The 13,480-nt window shown below is 72.5% G+C and carries 11 protein-coding genes; 3 read left to right on the forward strand and 8 right to left on the reverse strand.

Annotation, left to right across the window (positions count from 1 at the left end; all coding sequences use genetic code 11):
• Positions 1-109: 109 nt before the first annotated feature.
• Entirely contained in the window at positions 110-1,462 is a 1,353-nt protein-coding gene (locus tag ABZ312_RS08470) for an MFS transporter (protein WP_500323065.1), read from the reverse strand.
• A gap of 281 nt (positions 1,463-1,743) precedes the next feature.
• Here ABZ312_RS08470 and ABZ312_RS08475 point away from each other — a divergent pair, with 281 nt between their 5' ends.
• The gene (locus ABZ312_RS08475; RefSeq protein ID WP_499511791.1) at positions 1,744-2,610 is read left to right on the forward strand and encodes a helix-turn-helix transcriptional regulator; all 867 of its coding nucleotides are present in this window, start codon (positions 1,744-1,746) and stop codon (positions 2,608-2,610) included.
• Here ABZ312_RS08475 and ybiA read toward each other — a convergent pair.
• The 3 genes from ybiA to ABZ312_RS08490 are packed head-to-tail and all read right to left on the reverse strand — an operon-like array spanning position 2,591 to position 5,060.
• Positions 2,591-3,178, reverse strand: coding sequence for a riboflavin biosynthesis intermediates N-glycosidase (gene ybiA / locus ABZ312_RS08480; protein WP_499511790.1), 588 nt, complete (start codon positions 3,176-3,178; stop codon positions 2,591-2,593). The genes ABZ312_RS08475 and ybiA overlap by 20 nt on opposite strands.
• A gap of 50 nt (positions 3,179-3,228) precedes the next feature.
• Positions 3,229-3,651, reverse strand: coding sequence for a MarR family winged helix-turn-helix transcriptional regulator (locus ABZ312_RS08485; RefSeq protein ID WP_500323027.1), 423 nt, complete (start codon positions 3,649-3,651; stop codon positions 3,229-3,231).
• Positions 3,648-5,060, reverse strand: coding sequence for an MFS transporter (locus ABZ312_RS08490; RefSeq protein WP_500323029.1), 1,413 nt, complete (start codon positions 5,058-5,060; stop codon positions 3,648-3,650). Before ABZ312_RS08490 ends, ABZ312_RS08485 begins: the two co-directional genes overlap by 4 nt.
• A 108-nt stretch (positions 5,061-5,168) precedes the next feature.
• Here ABZ312_RS08490 and dusB point away from each other — a divergent pair, with 108 nt between their 5' ends.
• Together dusB and ppdK are read left to right on the forward strand one after the other, a co-directional pair.
• Entirely contained in the window at positions 5,169-6,317 is a 1,149-nt protein-coding gene (gene dusB / locus ABZ312_RS08495; RefSeq protein WP_500323030.1) for a tRNA dihydrouridine synthase DusB, read from the forward strand.
• 349 nt (positions 6,318-6,666) lie between these two features.
• Entirely contained in the window at positions 6,667-9,432 is a 2,766-nt protein-coding gene (gene ppdK / locus ABZ312_RS08500) for a pyruvate, phosphate dikinase (protein WP_500323031.1), read from the forward strand.
• An 82-nt stretch (positions 9,433-9,514) separates the two neighbouring features.
• Here the strand turns inward: ppdK and ABZ312_RS08505 are convergent, their stop codons facing one another.
• The 4 genes from ABZ312_RS08505 to ABZ312_RS08520 all read right to left on the reverse strand — a co-directional run bounded on the left by ABZ312_RS08505 (position 9,515) and on the right by ABZ312_RS08520 (position 13,456).
• A complete protein-coding gene (locus ABZ312_RS08505; protein ID WP_500436877.1) occupies positions 9,515-10,672 on the reverse strand; it encodes an alkaline phosphatase PhoX in 1,158 nt (385 codons plus the stop codon).
• Positions 10,673-10,839: 167 nt separating this feature from the next.
• Complete coding sequence (locus ABZ312_RS08510; RefSeq protein ID WP_500323033.1) at positions 10,840-11,766, reverse strand: oxidoreductase; 927 nt, start codon at positions 11,764-11,766, stop codon at positions 10,840-10,842.
• Between the two features lie 60 nt (positions 11,767-11,826).
• A complete protein-coding gene (locus ABZ312_RS08515) occupies positions 11,827-12,024 on the reverse strand; it encodes an antitoxin (protein WP_500323035.1) in 198 nt (65 codons plus the stop codon).
• 784 nt (positions 12,025-12,808) lie between these two features.
• Complete coding sequence (locus tag ABZ312_RS08520; RefSeq protein WP_500323036.1) at positions 12,809-13,456, reverse strand: PhzF family phenazine biosynthesis protein; 648 nt, start codon at positions 13,454-13,456, stop codon at positions 12,809-12,811.
• Between the last annotated feature and the right edge of the window lie 24 nt (positions 13,457-13,480).

Below are 13,480 nucleotides of genomic sequence, written 5' to 3' on the forward strand. Positions count from 1 at the left end.
TGCGGGGATGCTGACAACAGTGACACATGCACTGACAGATTTCAATATCTGTCAGTGCATGGCTGTCACGCGACGTCCTCGCTACGGGCCGGTCCGGCCCCGCGGCCCCTCAGGCCACCTGGCGCGGCAGGCGCAGGCTGGCGAGCGCCGTCACGACCACCGCCGCGAGCTGCACGACCAGCACCGTCACCAGGGCCTCCCGCGTCCCGTGCGAGGGGACCAGGGCGAGGAAGAGCGTGCCGAGGGTGGCCACGCCCAGGGCCAGTGCCGACTGCTGGGTGGTGACCATGACCCCGCTGCCCACGCCGGCTCGCTCGGCCGGTACGTCCGCGAGCACCAGCCGGAACAGCACCGGCAGTTGCAGCCCCTGGCCGAGGCCGGCGATCGCCACACCCGGCAGCAGGGCCCACGCCGTCATCCCGGGTTCCCAGCTGCGGGCCACGGTCAGCGCCAGCACCGCGACGCCGACGCCCTGCAGGACGCCCCCCGCGGTGACCACGCGCCCGCCGTACCGGCCCACCAGGCGTGGCCCGGCCAGCGAGGCCAGGAAGAACGCCACGGCCATCGGAACGAGCGTGGTGCCCGCCTCCACCGGTCCGTACCGCAGGCCCTGCTGCAGGGCGACCGCGATCACGAACATGAAGCCGCCGAAGCCGATGGAGAACGGCACCAGCAGCGGCAGTGCCCGCCGCATCCCGGTGAGCGCGAACAGGCTCGGCGGCACGAGCGGGATCCGCCCGGCCCGGTCGGCCCGCCGCTCGACCAGGAAGAACGCCAGGGCCGCGAACGGGAAGACGGCCAGCGACACCCACGTCCACGCGGGCCAGCCGGCCGCCCGGCCCTCGGTCAGCGGCACCAGCAGGGTCACCAGCGACACCGCCAGCAGCAGGGTGCCCGGCCGGTCGACCGGCGCGGGGCGGTCGGAACGGGTCTCCGGCACCGAGCGCACCGCGAGCAGCAGCCCGGCCGCCGCGACCGGCACGTTGACCAGGAAGACCGCGCGCCAGCCGGTGCCCGCGATGTCCGCGGCGACCAGGACGCCGCCGAGGATCTGGCCCGCGACCATGGACAGGCCCGCGGTCGCGCCGTACAGGCTCAGCGCCTTGGCCCTGCGGTGGCCGGTGGTCGCGGAGTGGATGGTGGCCAGTACCTGGGGCAGCATCAGCGCGGCCGCCCCGCCCTGCGCGACGCGGGCGCCCACCAGCACCCAGGCGTCGGGCGCCAGGCCGCAGGCGAGCGAGGTCAGGCCGAAGGCCGCCATGCCCGCGAGGAAGAGCCGGCGGCGGCCGAAGGAGTCGCCGAGCCGGCCGCCGAGCACCAGCAGCACGGCGTACGCCACGCCGTAGCCGGCCACGACCAGCTCCAGCACGGCGGCCCCCGCGTCGAGGTCGGTCTCGATGGCGGGCAGGGCGACGTTGACGATGAAGAAGTCGATGAGCGGCAGCGCAGCGCCCAGCAGCACGGTGAACAGGCCCAGCGGGCCGAGCGCCGGCGCGGTGGGGCCGGGCGGTGCCTCGGCGGCCGGTGGCGTGGTTCTCGCGGCCGGTGCCGGGCCGCCGGTGCCGACCCGGATGACCCGGGGGCGTACCTGAGCGCGGGAACGGAGGTCGGCGGAGACGGGAGCTTCGATGTGATCGGTCACGTATGCCACGATGACCTTGTTCCCAGGGGGGTACCAGAGAGCGTTTATCCAGGTATCGCGACCACCTGGCAATGGTTTGGGACGTCAGGCACTCTGGAGGTATGACGTCTCCCAGCGCCGCCGCGCGGAGCGAGCTCGCTTCCTTCCTCCGCAGCCGCCGCGAACGGATCTCCCCCGAGCAGGTCGGACTCCCGCCCGGCCGCCGCCGCCGCACCCCCGGGCTGCGGCGCGAGGAGGTGGCGCAGCTGGCCGCGGTAGGGGTGACCTGGTACACCTGGCTCGAGCAGGCCCGGGAGATCCAGATCTCCGCCCAGGTGGCCGACTCCATCGCCCGGGCCCTGATGCTGGACCCGAACGAGCGTACCCACCTCTTCCTGCTCGCCGGGGTGCCCGACCCCAACCCGCGCGCCCAGTGCCCGGGGATGTCGGACCAGATCCGGGAGATGCTGGCGAAGCTGGAGCCGCTGCCGGCCGCGGTCCTCAACAGCCGTACCGACGTCATCGCCCACAACCGCACCTACGCGCGGCTGGTCGACGACCTCGACCGGCTCCCCTTCGAGGACCGCAACATCATGTGGCTGGTCTTCACCGACCCCGCCTGGCGCGAGGGACTGCCGGACTGGCACGAGACCAGCCGGCAGCTGGTCGCCAAGTACCGTGCGGCGATGGCCGAGCATCTCGCGGAGCCCGCGTGGAAGTCCCTGGTCAAGCGGCTGGAGCAGGCCTCCCCGGAGTTCTGCGAGCTGTGGGAGCGGCATGAGGTGCAGGAACCGGAGAACCGCACCAAGCGCTTCCTCAACCCCCGGGTCGGTCTGCTGACCTTCCACTTCACGCACCTGTGGCTCGGTCCGAGCCAGGGCCCCCGGCTGGTCACCTACTCCCCGGCGGACGCCGCCACCCGCGAACGGCTGGACCGGCTGTACGAGATCGCCGGGTCCGCGCCCAGCGCTATGCCGATGCCGGTGTGAGCAGCCGCTGCCGCGCCTCCATCAGGGCGAAGCCCAGCAGGTTCAGGCCACGCCACCGCACGGGATGGGCGGCGTGCTCGTCGTCGGCGGCCAGGCCGATGCCCCATATCCGGTCCACGGGGCTGGCCTCCACCAGCACGCGCGAGCCGGTGCCCAGCAGGTAGTCCCGCAGGGCCGGGTCCTGGCCGAACTTGGCGACGTTGCCCGCCACGACCAGTTCCTCGCGGTGCCGCTCCCAGGTCGCGTTGTCGAAGCCGCGGACCTGCCGTCCCAGCTTCTTCGCGGCGTGCGGGTGCGGGGCCGCGAGGATCCCGGCGAGGGTCCGGTCGTCGTCGAAGAGCCGGGCCTTGCCGGCCATCATCCAGTGCTCCGCCGTGGCGTAGCCGATGCCGTCGACGGTGAACTCCGAGGGCCACCACTGACTCAGGCAGCCCGCGCCCACGCTGCCGTCGCGCTGCGGCTGATGGCCCCAGAAGAACAGGTACTTCGGCCGGACGCCACGCGCGGTCAGTGCCGTCAGCGCAGCCCGCGAACGGGCGTCGCGGGGCTCGGTGATCTGCGTCGTCATGTCACCGACCGTAGCGCTGGGCACCGACAACGGCCTCAGGTTTTCCCGGCTCACCCCGGGGCCGACCCCAGCAGCTTGGTCACCACCCGGTCCAGCGCCGCGAGCTCCTCCGCGTCCAGCTCCACCAGGCCCGGTGGGGGAGTGCCCAGGATGCGGTCGGCCTCCTGCGCCGCCGCGGCGCCGTCGGGTGTGACGCTCAGGAGCTTGCGGCGCCGGTCGCGTGGGTGCGGTGTGCGTTCCACCAGCCCGCGCCGGACGAGGTCGTCGACGACCAGCGTGACGTACGGGCGGTCCGTCATGAGGTCGGCGGCGAGGTCACCCGGCGTCACGGGGGCCGTCGCGATCCGGCGCAGCGCCTTGACGCGGAAGAAGCTCATGCCGAGGGCGTCGGCGACCTCGCGGCGCCGTTCGTTGCGTTCGAGGACGAGGGTGCGCAGGTCGCGCCACACCCGGGTGGCCGTGGCCTCGTTCACCGGGCGCCCACCGGCTCGCGGGCGGCGTCCGTGCTGAGCCGCTTCGCGGCGCGTTCCGCGGTGCCCGCCGCCCAGTGGCCCGAGGTCAGCCACCCCAGCGCCAGGATCGCCGCACCGCAGCCCGTGATGATCCACCACGCCGTGAGGTCGAGCCCGGCGGCGAGCGCGGCGCCGATGACGGCCACGCCCAGGGACTGCCCGACCTGCCGGCTGGTGGAGGCCACCGCCGCGGCGACCCCGGCCTGGGTCCGCGGCATGCCGGAGACGGCGGTGTTGGTGATCGGGGCGTTGACGAAGCCGAAGCCGATGCCGAACAGGACGTACGCGGTGAACAGCTTCGCGTCCGAGGCGGTCGCGTCCAGCGCGGCGAACATCACGCCGCTCGCCGAGGTGGCCAGGCCCGCCAGCAGCAGCGGCAACCGTGGGCCGCGGCTGCCGACCATGCGCCCGGACAGCGGGGCGCAGACCAGGGCCATGGCCGCCATCGGCAACAGGTGCAGACCGGCGTCCAGGGCGGACATGCCGCGCTGGTCCTGCAGGTACAGGGTGTTGAGGAAGAGGAAGCCGGCGAGGGCCGCGAAGGCGCTCACCGCTATCACCGTCGCCCCGCTGAAGGGCGCGCTGCGGAAGAAGCGCGGATCGATCAGCGGTTCCCTGCGCCGCCGTTCGTACGGGACCAGGGCCGCCGCGGAGCACAGGGCGAGCACGAGGCAGCCGACGATGACCGGGGAGCCCCAGCCCGCCGCAGGCGCCTCGATGATGGCGTAGGTCAGCGAGCCGAGCAGCGCGATGACCATCAGCTGTCCGACCGGGTCGATCCGGCGTGGCCGGGGGGCACGGGACTCGGGCACGTACAGCGCGGTGAGTACCAGGGCGAGCAGGCCGATGGGCAGGTTGATCCAGAACACCGAGCGCCAGCCGACCGACTCCACCAGCGCGCCGCCGATGATCGGCCCGGCGGCCATGCTGATGCCGACGACGCCGCCCCACGCCCCGATCGCCCGCGCGCGCTCGCGCGGATCGGTGAAGACGTTGGTGATGATCGACATCGCGACGGGGTTGAGCATCGAGCCGCCGACCGCCTGCAGCATGCGGAAGACCACCAGCCACTCCAGACTGGGGGCGATGCTGCACAGCCCGGAGGCCACGGTGAAGATCACCAGGCCGACGCGGAAGATCCGGCGGCGGCCGATCCGGTCGGCGGTCGAGCCGGAGAGCATGAGCAGCGAGGCCAGCACGAGCGTGTAGGCGTCGATGGTCCACTGCAGTCCGGAGATGGAGGTGTGCAGGTCCCGGCGCATGGCGGGCAGCGCGACGTTGAGGATGGTGTTGTCGAGACTGACGATCAGCAGGCTCATGCAGCAGACGGCCAGCACCAGCAGACGTCTGCGCCGGCTCAGCTCGGGCATCGGCCGTTCCCGTCTCCGTGGTCGGTGCGATCGGTGGATTGATTGTACCTGTGTAACCATTTCACGCTACACCCAATCCCTCCCGGGTGATACGGGAGAATGGTCCGCATGACTGCTGACGCCACCGCTCCCGCACTCCGCATCGGCCCGCACACCGTGTGGCCCCCGGTGGTGCTGGCACCGATGGCCGGGATCACCAACGCGCCGTTCCGCACGCTGTGCCGCGAGTTCTCCGGCGGCAAGGGACTCTTCGTCTCGGAGATGATCACCACCCGGGCCCTGGTCGAGCGCAACGACAAGACCATGCAGCTGATCCACTTCGACGGCACCGAGAAGCCGCGTTCGATCCAGCTGTACGGGGTGGACCCGGTCACCGTCGGCAAGGCGGTCCGGATGATCGTCGACGAGGACCTCGCCGACCACATCGACCTGAACTTCGGCTGCCCGGTCCCCAAGGTGACCCGCAAGGGCGGCGGCTCGGCCCTGCCCTACAAGCGCAACCTGCTCCGCTCGATCCTGCGCGAGGCGGTCGGCAACGCGGGCGACCTGCCGGTCACCATCAAGATGCGCAAGGGCATCGACGACGACCACACCACCTACCTGGACGCCGGCCGGATCGCCGTCGAGGAGGGCGTCACCGCCGTCGCGCTGCACGGCAGGACCGCCGCCCAGCACTACGGCGGCACGGCCGACTGGGAGGCGATCGCCCGCCTCAAGGAGCACGTCCCGGAGATCCCGGTGCTCGGCAACGGCGACATCTGGAGCGCGGCGGACGCGGTCCGGATGATGCGGGAGACCGGTTGCGACGGTGTCGTCGTCGGCCGCGGCTGCCTGGGCCGCCCGTGGCTCTTCGGCGACCTCGTGGCCGCCTTCGAGGGCGGCGGCGCCCCCGCCGCCCCGACGCTGCGAGAGGTCGCCGGCGTCATGCGGCGGCACGCCGGGCTGCTGGGGGAGTGGCTGGGCGACGAGGAGCGCGGCGTCATCGACTTCCGCAAGCACGTGGCCTGGTACACCAAGGGCTTCTCGGTCGGCTCGGAGATGCGCCGCAAGCTCGCGATGACCTCCTCCCTCGCCGAGCTCGACGCCCACCTCGCCGACCTCGACCTGGACCAGGAATGGCCGGATGGCGCCGAGGGGCCGCGCGGCCGGACGGCCGGGAGCAAGCGTGTGGTGCTCCCGGACGGCTGGCTGGAGGACCCGTACGACTGCTCGGTGGTCGTCGGCGCCGAGGCCGAGCTGGACACCTCGGGCGGCTGAGGATGTTTTGGCGGTCCGCGGGGACGTCCGGACTGTAAGACGAACCGCGGGCAGAGCAAGTGATTCTCGCCACGCCTGATAGGGGTGTCGCTCAAATGAGCAGCCCGAGTGTCATCACACCTCTCCAATGAGTGGCACTGAGTGTCATCGTTGTCGTGGCCACATGGTCAAGTCATCCCTCACGCGGAGTGACCGGCTCCGAGTGTGGCGATCACGTGGCGAGAGCATGTGTTCGACGGTTGAACGCATCCTCCGTTCACCCGGAAGGACGCCATGACTTTCGATCTCTCGGCGGATGGGTGGTTACGACCGTGTGACCTGGTGATTGACGTACTGCAGCGCCTTCGAGATGGGTACGCTCCCCGCCGTCAGGGCATCCCGGCCGCGAGGAGCGAGTCCCGTGTCGGAAGAACAAGTAATCCAGAAGTTCGTCTACGACTTCACTGAGGGCAACAAGGACCTCAAGGACCTGCTCGGCGGCAAGGGCGCGAACCTCGCCGAGATGACCAACCTCGGCCTGCCCGTCCCTCCGGGCTTCACGATCACCACCGAGGCGTGCAAGGTCTACCTGGAGTCGGGCGCCGCACCCGCGGCGCTGCGCGACGAGGTGAGTGCGCACCTCGAGGCGCTCGAGCAGAAGATGGGCAAGAAGCTCGGTCAGGCGGACGACCCGTTGCTCGTCTCCGTCCGCTCGGGGGCGAAGTTCAGCATGCCGGGCATGATGGACACCGTCCTCAACATCGGCCTGTCCGACGCCTCGGTCGCGGGCCTGGCCGCGCAGGCCGGCAACGAGCGCTTCGCGTGGGACTCCTACCGGCGCCTCATCCAGATGTTCGGCAAGACCGTGCTGGGTGTCGACGGCGAACTCTTCGAGGACGCGCTGGAGGACGCCAAACGGGCCAAGGGCACGCACGACGACCTCGACCTGGACGCGGCCGACCTGCAGGGCCTGGTCGAGCAGTTCAAGGCCGTCGTGGCCAAGGAGACCGGGCGGGACTTCCCCCAGGAGCCGCGCGAGCAGATGGACCTGGCCGTACGCGCCGTCTTCGACTCGTGGAACGGCGAGCGCGCCAAGCTCTACCGCCGCCAGGAGCGCATCCCCGGCGACCTCGGCACGGCCGTCAACGTCTGCTCCATGGTCTTCGGCAACCTCGGCTCCGACTCCGGCACCGGTGTCGCCTTCACCCGCGACCCGGCCACCGGCCACCAGGGCGTGTACGGCGACTACCTGAGCAACGCGCAGGGCGAGGACGTCGTGGCGGGCATCCGCAACACCGTGCCGCTCGCCGAGCTGGAGCAGCTGGACAAGACCTCCTACGACCAGCTGATGCAGATCATGGAGACCCTCGAGACGCACTACAAGGACCTGTGCGACATCGAGTTCACCATCGAGCGCGGCAAGCTGTGGATGCTGCAGACCCGCGTCGGCAAGCGCACCGCCGCCGCCGCCTTCCGCATCGCCACCCAGCTGGTCGACCAGGGCCTGATCGACGAGGCCGAGGCGCTGCAGCGGGTCAACGGCGCGCAACTGGCGCAGCTGATGTTCCCCCGCTTCGACGAGAAGGCGAAGGCCGAGCGGATCGGCTGGGGCATCGCCGCCTCCCCGGGCGCGGCCGTCGGCAAGGCCGTCTTCGACTCGTACACCGCCGTGAAGTGGTCGCGCTCCGGCGAGAAGGTCATCCTCATCCGCCGCGAGACCAACCCCGACGACCTCAACGGCATGATCGCGGCCGAGGGCATCCTCACCTCGCGCGGCGGCAAGACCTCGCACGCGGCCGTCGTCGCCCGCGGCATGGGCAAGACCTGCGTCTGCGGCGCCGAGGAGCTCGAGGTCGACACCAAACGGCGCCGGATGACCGCGCCCGGCGGGATCGTCGTCGAGGAGGGCGACGTCCTGTCCATCGACGGCTCCTCCGGCAAGGTCTACCTCGGCAAGGTGCCGGTCGTGCCGTCCCCGGTCGTCGAGTACTTCGAGGGCCGCATGCACGCCGGCGCCGACGACGCCGACGAGCTGGTGCGGGCCGTGCACCGGATCATGGCGTACGCGGACCGGGTCCGCCGGCTGCGGGTGCGCGCCAACGCCGACAACGCCGAGGACGCCTCCCGCGCCCGCCGCTTCGGTGCCCAGGGCATCGGCCTGTGCCGTACCGAGCACATGTTCCTCGGCGAACGCCGCGAGATGGTGGAGCGGCTGATCCTCGCCGACACCGACTCCGAACGCGACAAGGCGCTCTCCGCGCTGCTGCCGCTGCAGCGGTCCGACTTCATCGAGCTCTTCGAGTCGATGGACGGGCTGCCGGTGACCGTGCGCCTGCTGGACCCGCCGCTGCACGAGTTCCTGCCCGACATCACGGAACTGTCGGTGCGGGTCGCGCTCGCCGAGTCCCGCAAGGACGCCAACGAGAACGACCTGCGCCTGCTGCAGGCCGTCCACAAGCTCCACGAGCAGAACCCGATGCTCGGCCTGCGCGGTGTGCGCCTCGGCCTGGTCATCCCCGGTCTGTTCGCCATGCAGGTACGGGCGATCGCGGAGGCCGCCGCGGAGCGCAGGAACGCCAAGGGCGACCCGCGGGCCGAGATCATGATCCCGCTGGTGGGCACCGTCCAGGAGCTGGAGATCGTCCGCGAGGAGGCCGAGGGCGTCATCGCCGAGGTCGAGGCCGCCACGGGCACCGAGCTCAGCCTCACCCTCGGCACGATGATCGAGCTGCCCCGCGCCGCCCTGACCGCCGGTCAGATCGCCGAGGCCGCCGAGTTCTTCTCCTTCGGCACCAACGACCTGACCCAGACGGTCTGGGGCTTCAGCCGCGACGACGTCGAGGCGAGCTTCTTCACCGCCTACCTGGAGAAGGGCATCTTCGGCGTCTCCCCGTTCGAGACCATCGACAAGGAGGGCGTCGGCGCCCTTGTCCGCTCCGCCGCCGAGGCCGGCCGCGCCACCCGGCCCGACCTCAAGCTCGGCGTGTGCGGCGAGCACGGCGGCGACCCCGAGTCCGTCCACTTCTTCCACGAGGTGGGCCTGGACTACGTCTCCTGCTCCCCGTTCCGCATCCCCGTCGCCCGCCTGGAGGCGGGCCGCGCGGCGGCGCAGAGCAAGGGCAGCGACTGCCGGTAACCCGGCCCGGAAGACCATCTCCCACCCTCACCGGGGGCGGCACCTTTGTGCGAAGGTGCCGCCCCCGCTTCCGTTCCGCCGGCTACGAACGGAACGGGCCGCGCACCTCGTAGGTGATGCCGCCCGACGAACTGCCGCTCGTGCCGCGCTGCGAGGAGAAGTACAGCCGGGTGCCGTCGGGGGAGAAGGCGGGACCGGTGATCTCGGAGGCGGACTGGCCGCTGACCCGCAGGAACGGCGAGACGACGTCGTCCGGGGTGATCAGGCAGATCTCCATGGTGCCGCCGTCCTCGGCGACGTAGAGGTCACCCGAGGAGCTGCCGGTGATGTTGTCCGCGCCCGTCAGCGGGGCACTGCCGGGGACCAGGGAGTCGTCGTACGCCAGCGCGTAGGTGCCGGCGGCCAGGTCGAGCCGCCAGACGCGGTTGTCGCCCTTGGTGGTGAACCAGACGGTGCCGTCGGCGTAGTGGCAGCCCTCGCCGCCGTTGAACCTCTTCGCGCCGGACACCTGGCTGCGGGTGGCGGTCGGGGAGCCGTCGGGGTCGGGCACGTTCGCCCAGGTGAAGGAGCCCGAGGCGGCGGTGCCGGCGACCAGTACCTGCAGGGTCCCGGCCGACAGGTCGCCCCAAGTGGCCGGGACGAACCGGTAGAAGCAGCCGTTGGTCTCGTCCTCGGTCAGGTAGACCACCTTGCGCACGGGGTCGGCGGCGGCCGCCTCGTGCTTGAACCTGCCCATGGCGGCGCGGCGGACGGCCGCCTCCACGCCCCGGGGGTCGGTCTCGTACACGTGGCCGAGGCTGACCTCCTCGCAGGACAGCCAGCTGTTCCAGGGCGTCCTGCCGCCCGCGCAGTTCTGCCGGGTGCCGGAGAGGATGCGGTAGGCGCCCGTGACACTGCCCGAGGCGTCGAACCGCACCGCGCTCGCACCACCGTTCGGGTCGGTCTCCGAGTTCGAGACGTAGATCCAGCCGGTGCCGTCGGCGAAGCACGCGCCGCCGTCGGGCGCGCTGTGCCAGGTGTACGACGTGCCCGCGACCTTCTGGCCGGAGCGGGCGACGACACGGCTGGTGAAACCGCCGGGCAGGGCGATCCCGTTGGCGTCGGGCGCCTGCAGCGCGCCGTAGGGGCCGGCACCGGGCTGGGCGGGTGCGGCGTGGACCGCCCCGCGCATGAGGGTGCCGCCGAAGGCGGCCGCCGAGCTGCCGACCACCGCTCCGCGCAGGAAGGTTCGACGTTCCACGATCACTCCAGGGACGACGGGGTGGCCCGCCCGGACCCATCGCCGCGGGCGGGTCGCGCACCGGAAGGCTAGGGTGCGCCCCCCGACGTCTTCGCCAACACAGCGTGAACCACCCGCCACCGTCTGTCGCATTCACTGTCATGGCAGAGGGCGCGGGACGCGGCGGCTCACCCCGCCGCGGGCAGCTCGTAGCGGACGCCCGTCAGTTGTTCGGAGGCCGCCCACAACAGCTCGCCCGCCCGGTCGTCGCGGGTCCACGGGGCGCGCCAGGAGGGGGCCGGGGAGCCGCGCCAGCCCTGGAAGCGGGGACCGGTGAAGGAGTCGGGGAGCACGCCGGGGGCCGTGGCGGCGTACAGCAGCGGGAGCGCGCCGGCGTCCGCGGACTGGGCGATCACCCGGTTGCCGAGGTTCACCACGCGTTCGACGGTCCGGCGGTTCTCCATGCGCGCGGCGCGGGTCTGCAATCCGGTGCTCGCGTAGCCGGGGTGCGCCGCCGCGACGACGGTGCCGGCGCCCGCGGCCGCCAGCCGCCGGGACAGCTCGTGGACGAAGAGCAGGTTGGCGCTCTTGGAACGGGCGTAGGCGACCCAACGGCGGTAGCGGCGCTCGCTGTTGAGGTCACCGGGATCGATGGTGGCGACCGCGTGCATGCTGCTGGAGACGGAGACGACCCGCGCTCCCGGGGTGGCCAGCAGGCGTGGCAGCAGCAGCCCGGTGAGGGCGAAGTGGCCGAGGTGGTTCACGCCCATCTGGGTCTCGAAGCCGTCGGCGGTGGTGCCGTGCGGCAGGGCCATCACACCGGCGTTGTTGACCAGCAGGTCCAGCCCGGTGCCGTCGTACCCGGCGGCGAAGGCGCGCACCGAGGACAGGTCGCCCAGGTCGAGGTGGCGGTATCCGGCGCGGGCGCCCCGCACCTCGGCCTTCAGGCGGTCGACGGCCTCCTTGCCGCGCGTCTCGCTGCGGCAGGCGAGCAGCACCCTGGCGCCCCTGCGGGCGAGTTCGCGGGCGGTGCAGTAACCGATGCCGCTGTTCGCACCGGTGACGACGGCCGTGCGGCCGCTCTGGTCGGGGATGTCGTGCGCGCTCCAAGCCATGCGGGCCAGCGTAGGGCCGCCGCGCCGCCCTCCACACGGGTGCGCGACGGCCCGTCGGCGTCAGGAGTGCGGGGGACGGTCCTCGCCGGTGCCGCCGGTGCCGAACTCGTCGCCCAGCTTGTCCTGGGTCGTGTCGACCTGGCGCTGGTACTTCCCGCCGGTCTTCTCGTCCAGCATGTCGCCGCCCTTGTCGATGCCCTTCTGGGACTGGCTCTCGTGGCCCTTCAGCTTGGCCTTGATCTTGTCGAACATGGACATCGCTGTCCTCCTCGCCGTGAGTGGCACTTCTCTCAGCATCACCGCCCCGCCGAAGATCCGCATCCGGAACCCGTGAGTGGTCGAAGTCGCAGGTCAGAGCGGTGAAGCGAGGCGTGACGCGCGGCGTGACCGGGGCCTGGCGCCGTGCCGGGACCCCGGGCCCCGGCCACGGGGACCACTGACGGCGGGCATCCCGTGGCGGCGGCGCACCGGCGGCCCAGGCGCCGTCCTGCGTACGGTCGTTGCCGCCGGGCACCGCGGTCGCAGGGGGACGGCGTCCGGCCGGAGCCACGGGGCGGCGGCACCCGGGCGGCCGACGCGAGGTGCGGCAGTGCACCAGCGGCGAGGCCCGCTGTCCGAAGCCCCGGCCGGGGGTCGCGGGGCGGTGGCACACGCGCCGTCCAGCGCACGGCGGTTGTGCCGCCTGGGCCACGGGCCGCGGGCGGCTGATGCGAGGTGCGGCCGCGGTGGGCGCTCGCGCGGTTGCGCACGCCTGCCGGCCGGGCCGTGGTGCGAGAGGCGGATTGCGGGCGCGCGCGTGGTGGTCCCTGCCGGGGTGCCTGTCGGCAGCGCTCCGGGGTGACCCGCGTGCCGGTGCGGCCGCCTGCCCCGACAGGGGAGCCCGGCGGGTCCGTCGTTTCGCTCTGGGAGGGGGGACGCGGCAGTGGCGTCGGAGAGCGACCGGAATCCGAGTCCGGGTGCGAGGCGCCGTGCCAGGCGGGGGCGACCGGCGGGTTCGCCGTCGCGCCGGGCCCATCGGGACGCGGGCCGGATGGGCGACCGGTCAGGGGGCGAGGGACACCCGGCCGCCGATGTCCACGGTGCCGTCGGGGTGGACCCGGGTCAGGATCTGTGAGCCCGCGCCCTGGCGGACGTCCAGCGGGCGTCCCAGCTCGCCGGTGAGCACGAGCGCCGCGGCGCCCGTCGCCTCGTCCTCCACGATCCCGTCGCCGCGTCGCGGGAAGGCCCGTGCGCGGACGCGTCCGGCCGCCTCGTCCGCCCAGGCCCAGGCGTAGAGCCAGCCCTCCCCGGGCGGTGGCGCGGGCAGCGCGTCCACCTCCTCGGGTGAGCCGAACCGCTGGGTGCGACGCCCCGACGCCCACTCCGCGCGCCCGCGCACCCAGGTGAAGGCGCCCTCCGTCCAGGCCTTCACCTCGCCGGCCGGCGGCCGCAGCAACTCGGCCCCGAGCAGCCACGCCGTCCCCACCGTCGGATGGCCCGCGAAGGGCAGCCGCACGCTCGGCGTCCAGATGTCGACGACGCCGCGTGCGGCGTCGTCGACGAACACGGTCTCGCTGTAGCCGAGCGCCGCGGCGAACCGCTGCCGCGCCTGCGTCCCGGGCACGGACGCGCCCTCCCGTACCACCCCGAGCAGGTTCCCGCCCCGCCCCTCGGGGCCGATGAACACGCGCAGCACCTCGACCTCGGTCATGGACCGATTCAAGCAGGCGTCCGG

The sequence above is a fragment of the Streptomyces sp. NPDC006207 genome, from assembly GCF_040613835.1.
Classification (GTDB): domain Bacteria; phylum Actinomycetota; class Actinomycetes; order Streptomycetales; family Streptomycetaceae; genus Actinacidiphila.

What these genes read in the sequence shown, in the direction of transcription:
- ppdK (WP_500323031.1), top strand. Translation starts at nt 6,667, where the DNA reads ATGGGTACGCTCCCCGCCGTCAGGGCATCCCGGCCGCGAGGAGCGAGT.
- ABZ312_RS08520 (WP_500323036.1), bottom strand. Translation starts at nt 13,456, where the DNA reads ATGACCGAGGTCGAGGTGCTGCGCGTGTTCATCGGCCCCGAGGGGCGG.
- ABZ312_RS08490 (WP_500323029.1), bottom strand. Translation starts at nt 5,060, where the DNA reads ATGCCCGAGCTGAGCCGGCGCAGACGTCTGCTGGTGCTGGCCGTCTGC.
- ybiA (WP_499511790.1), bottom strand. Translation starts at nt 3,178, where the DNA reads ATGACGACGCAGATCACCGAGCCCCGCGACGCCCGTTCGCGGGCTGCG.
- dusB (WP_500323030.1), top strand. Translation starts at nt 5,169, where the DNA reads ATGACTGCTGACGCCACCGCTCCCGCACTCCGCATCGGCCCGCACACC.
- ABZ312_RS08475 (WP_499511791.1), top strand. Translation starts at nt 1,744, where the DNA reads ATGACGTCTCCCAGCGCCGCCGCGCGGAGCGAGCTCGCTTCCTTCCTC.
- ABZ312_RS08510 (WP_500323033.1), bottom strand. Translation starts at nt 11,766, where the DNA reads ATGGCTTGGAGCGCGCACGACATCCCCGACCAGAGCGGCCGCACGGCC.
- ABZ312_RS08515 (WP_500323035.1), bottom strand. Translation starts at nt 12,024, where the DNA reads ATGTCCATGTTCGACAAGATCAAGGCCAAGCTGAAGGGCCACGAGAGC.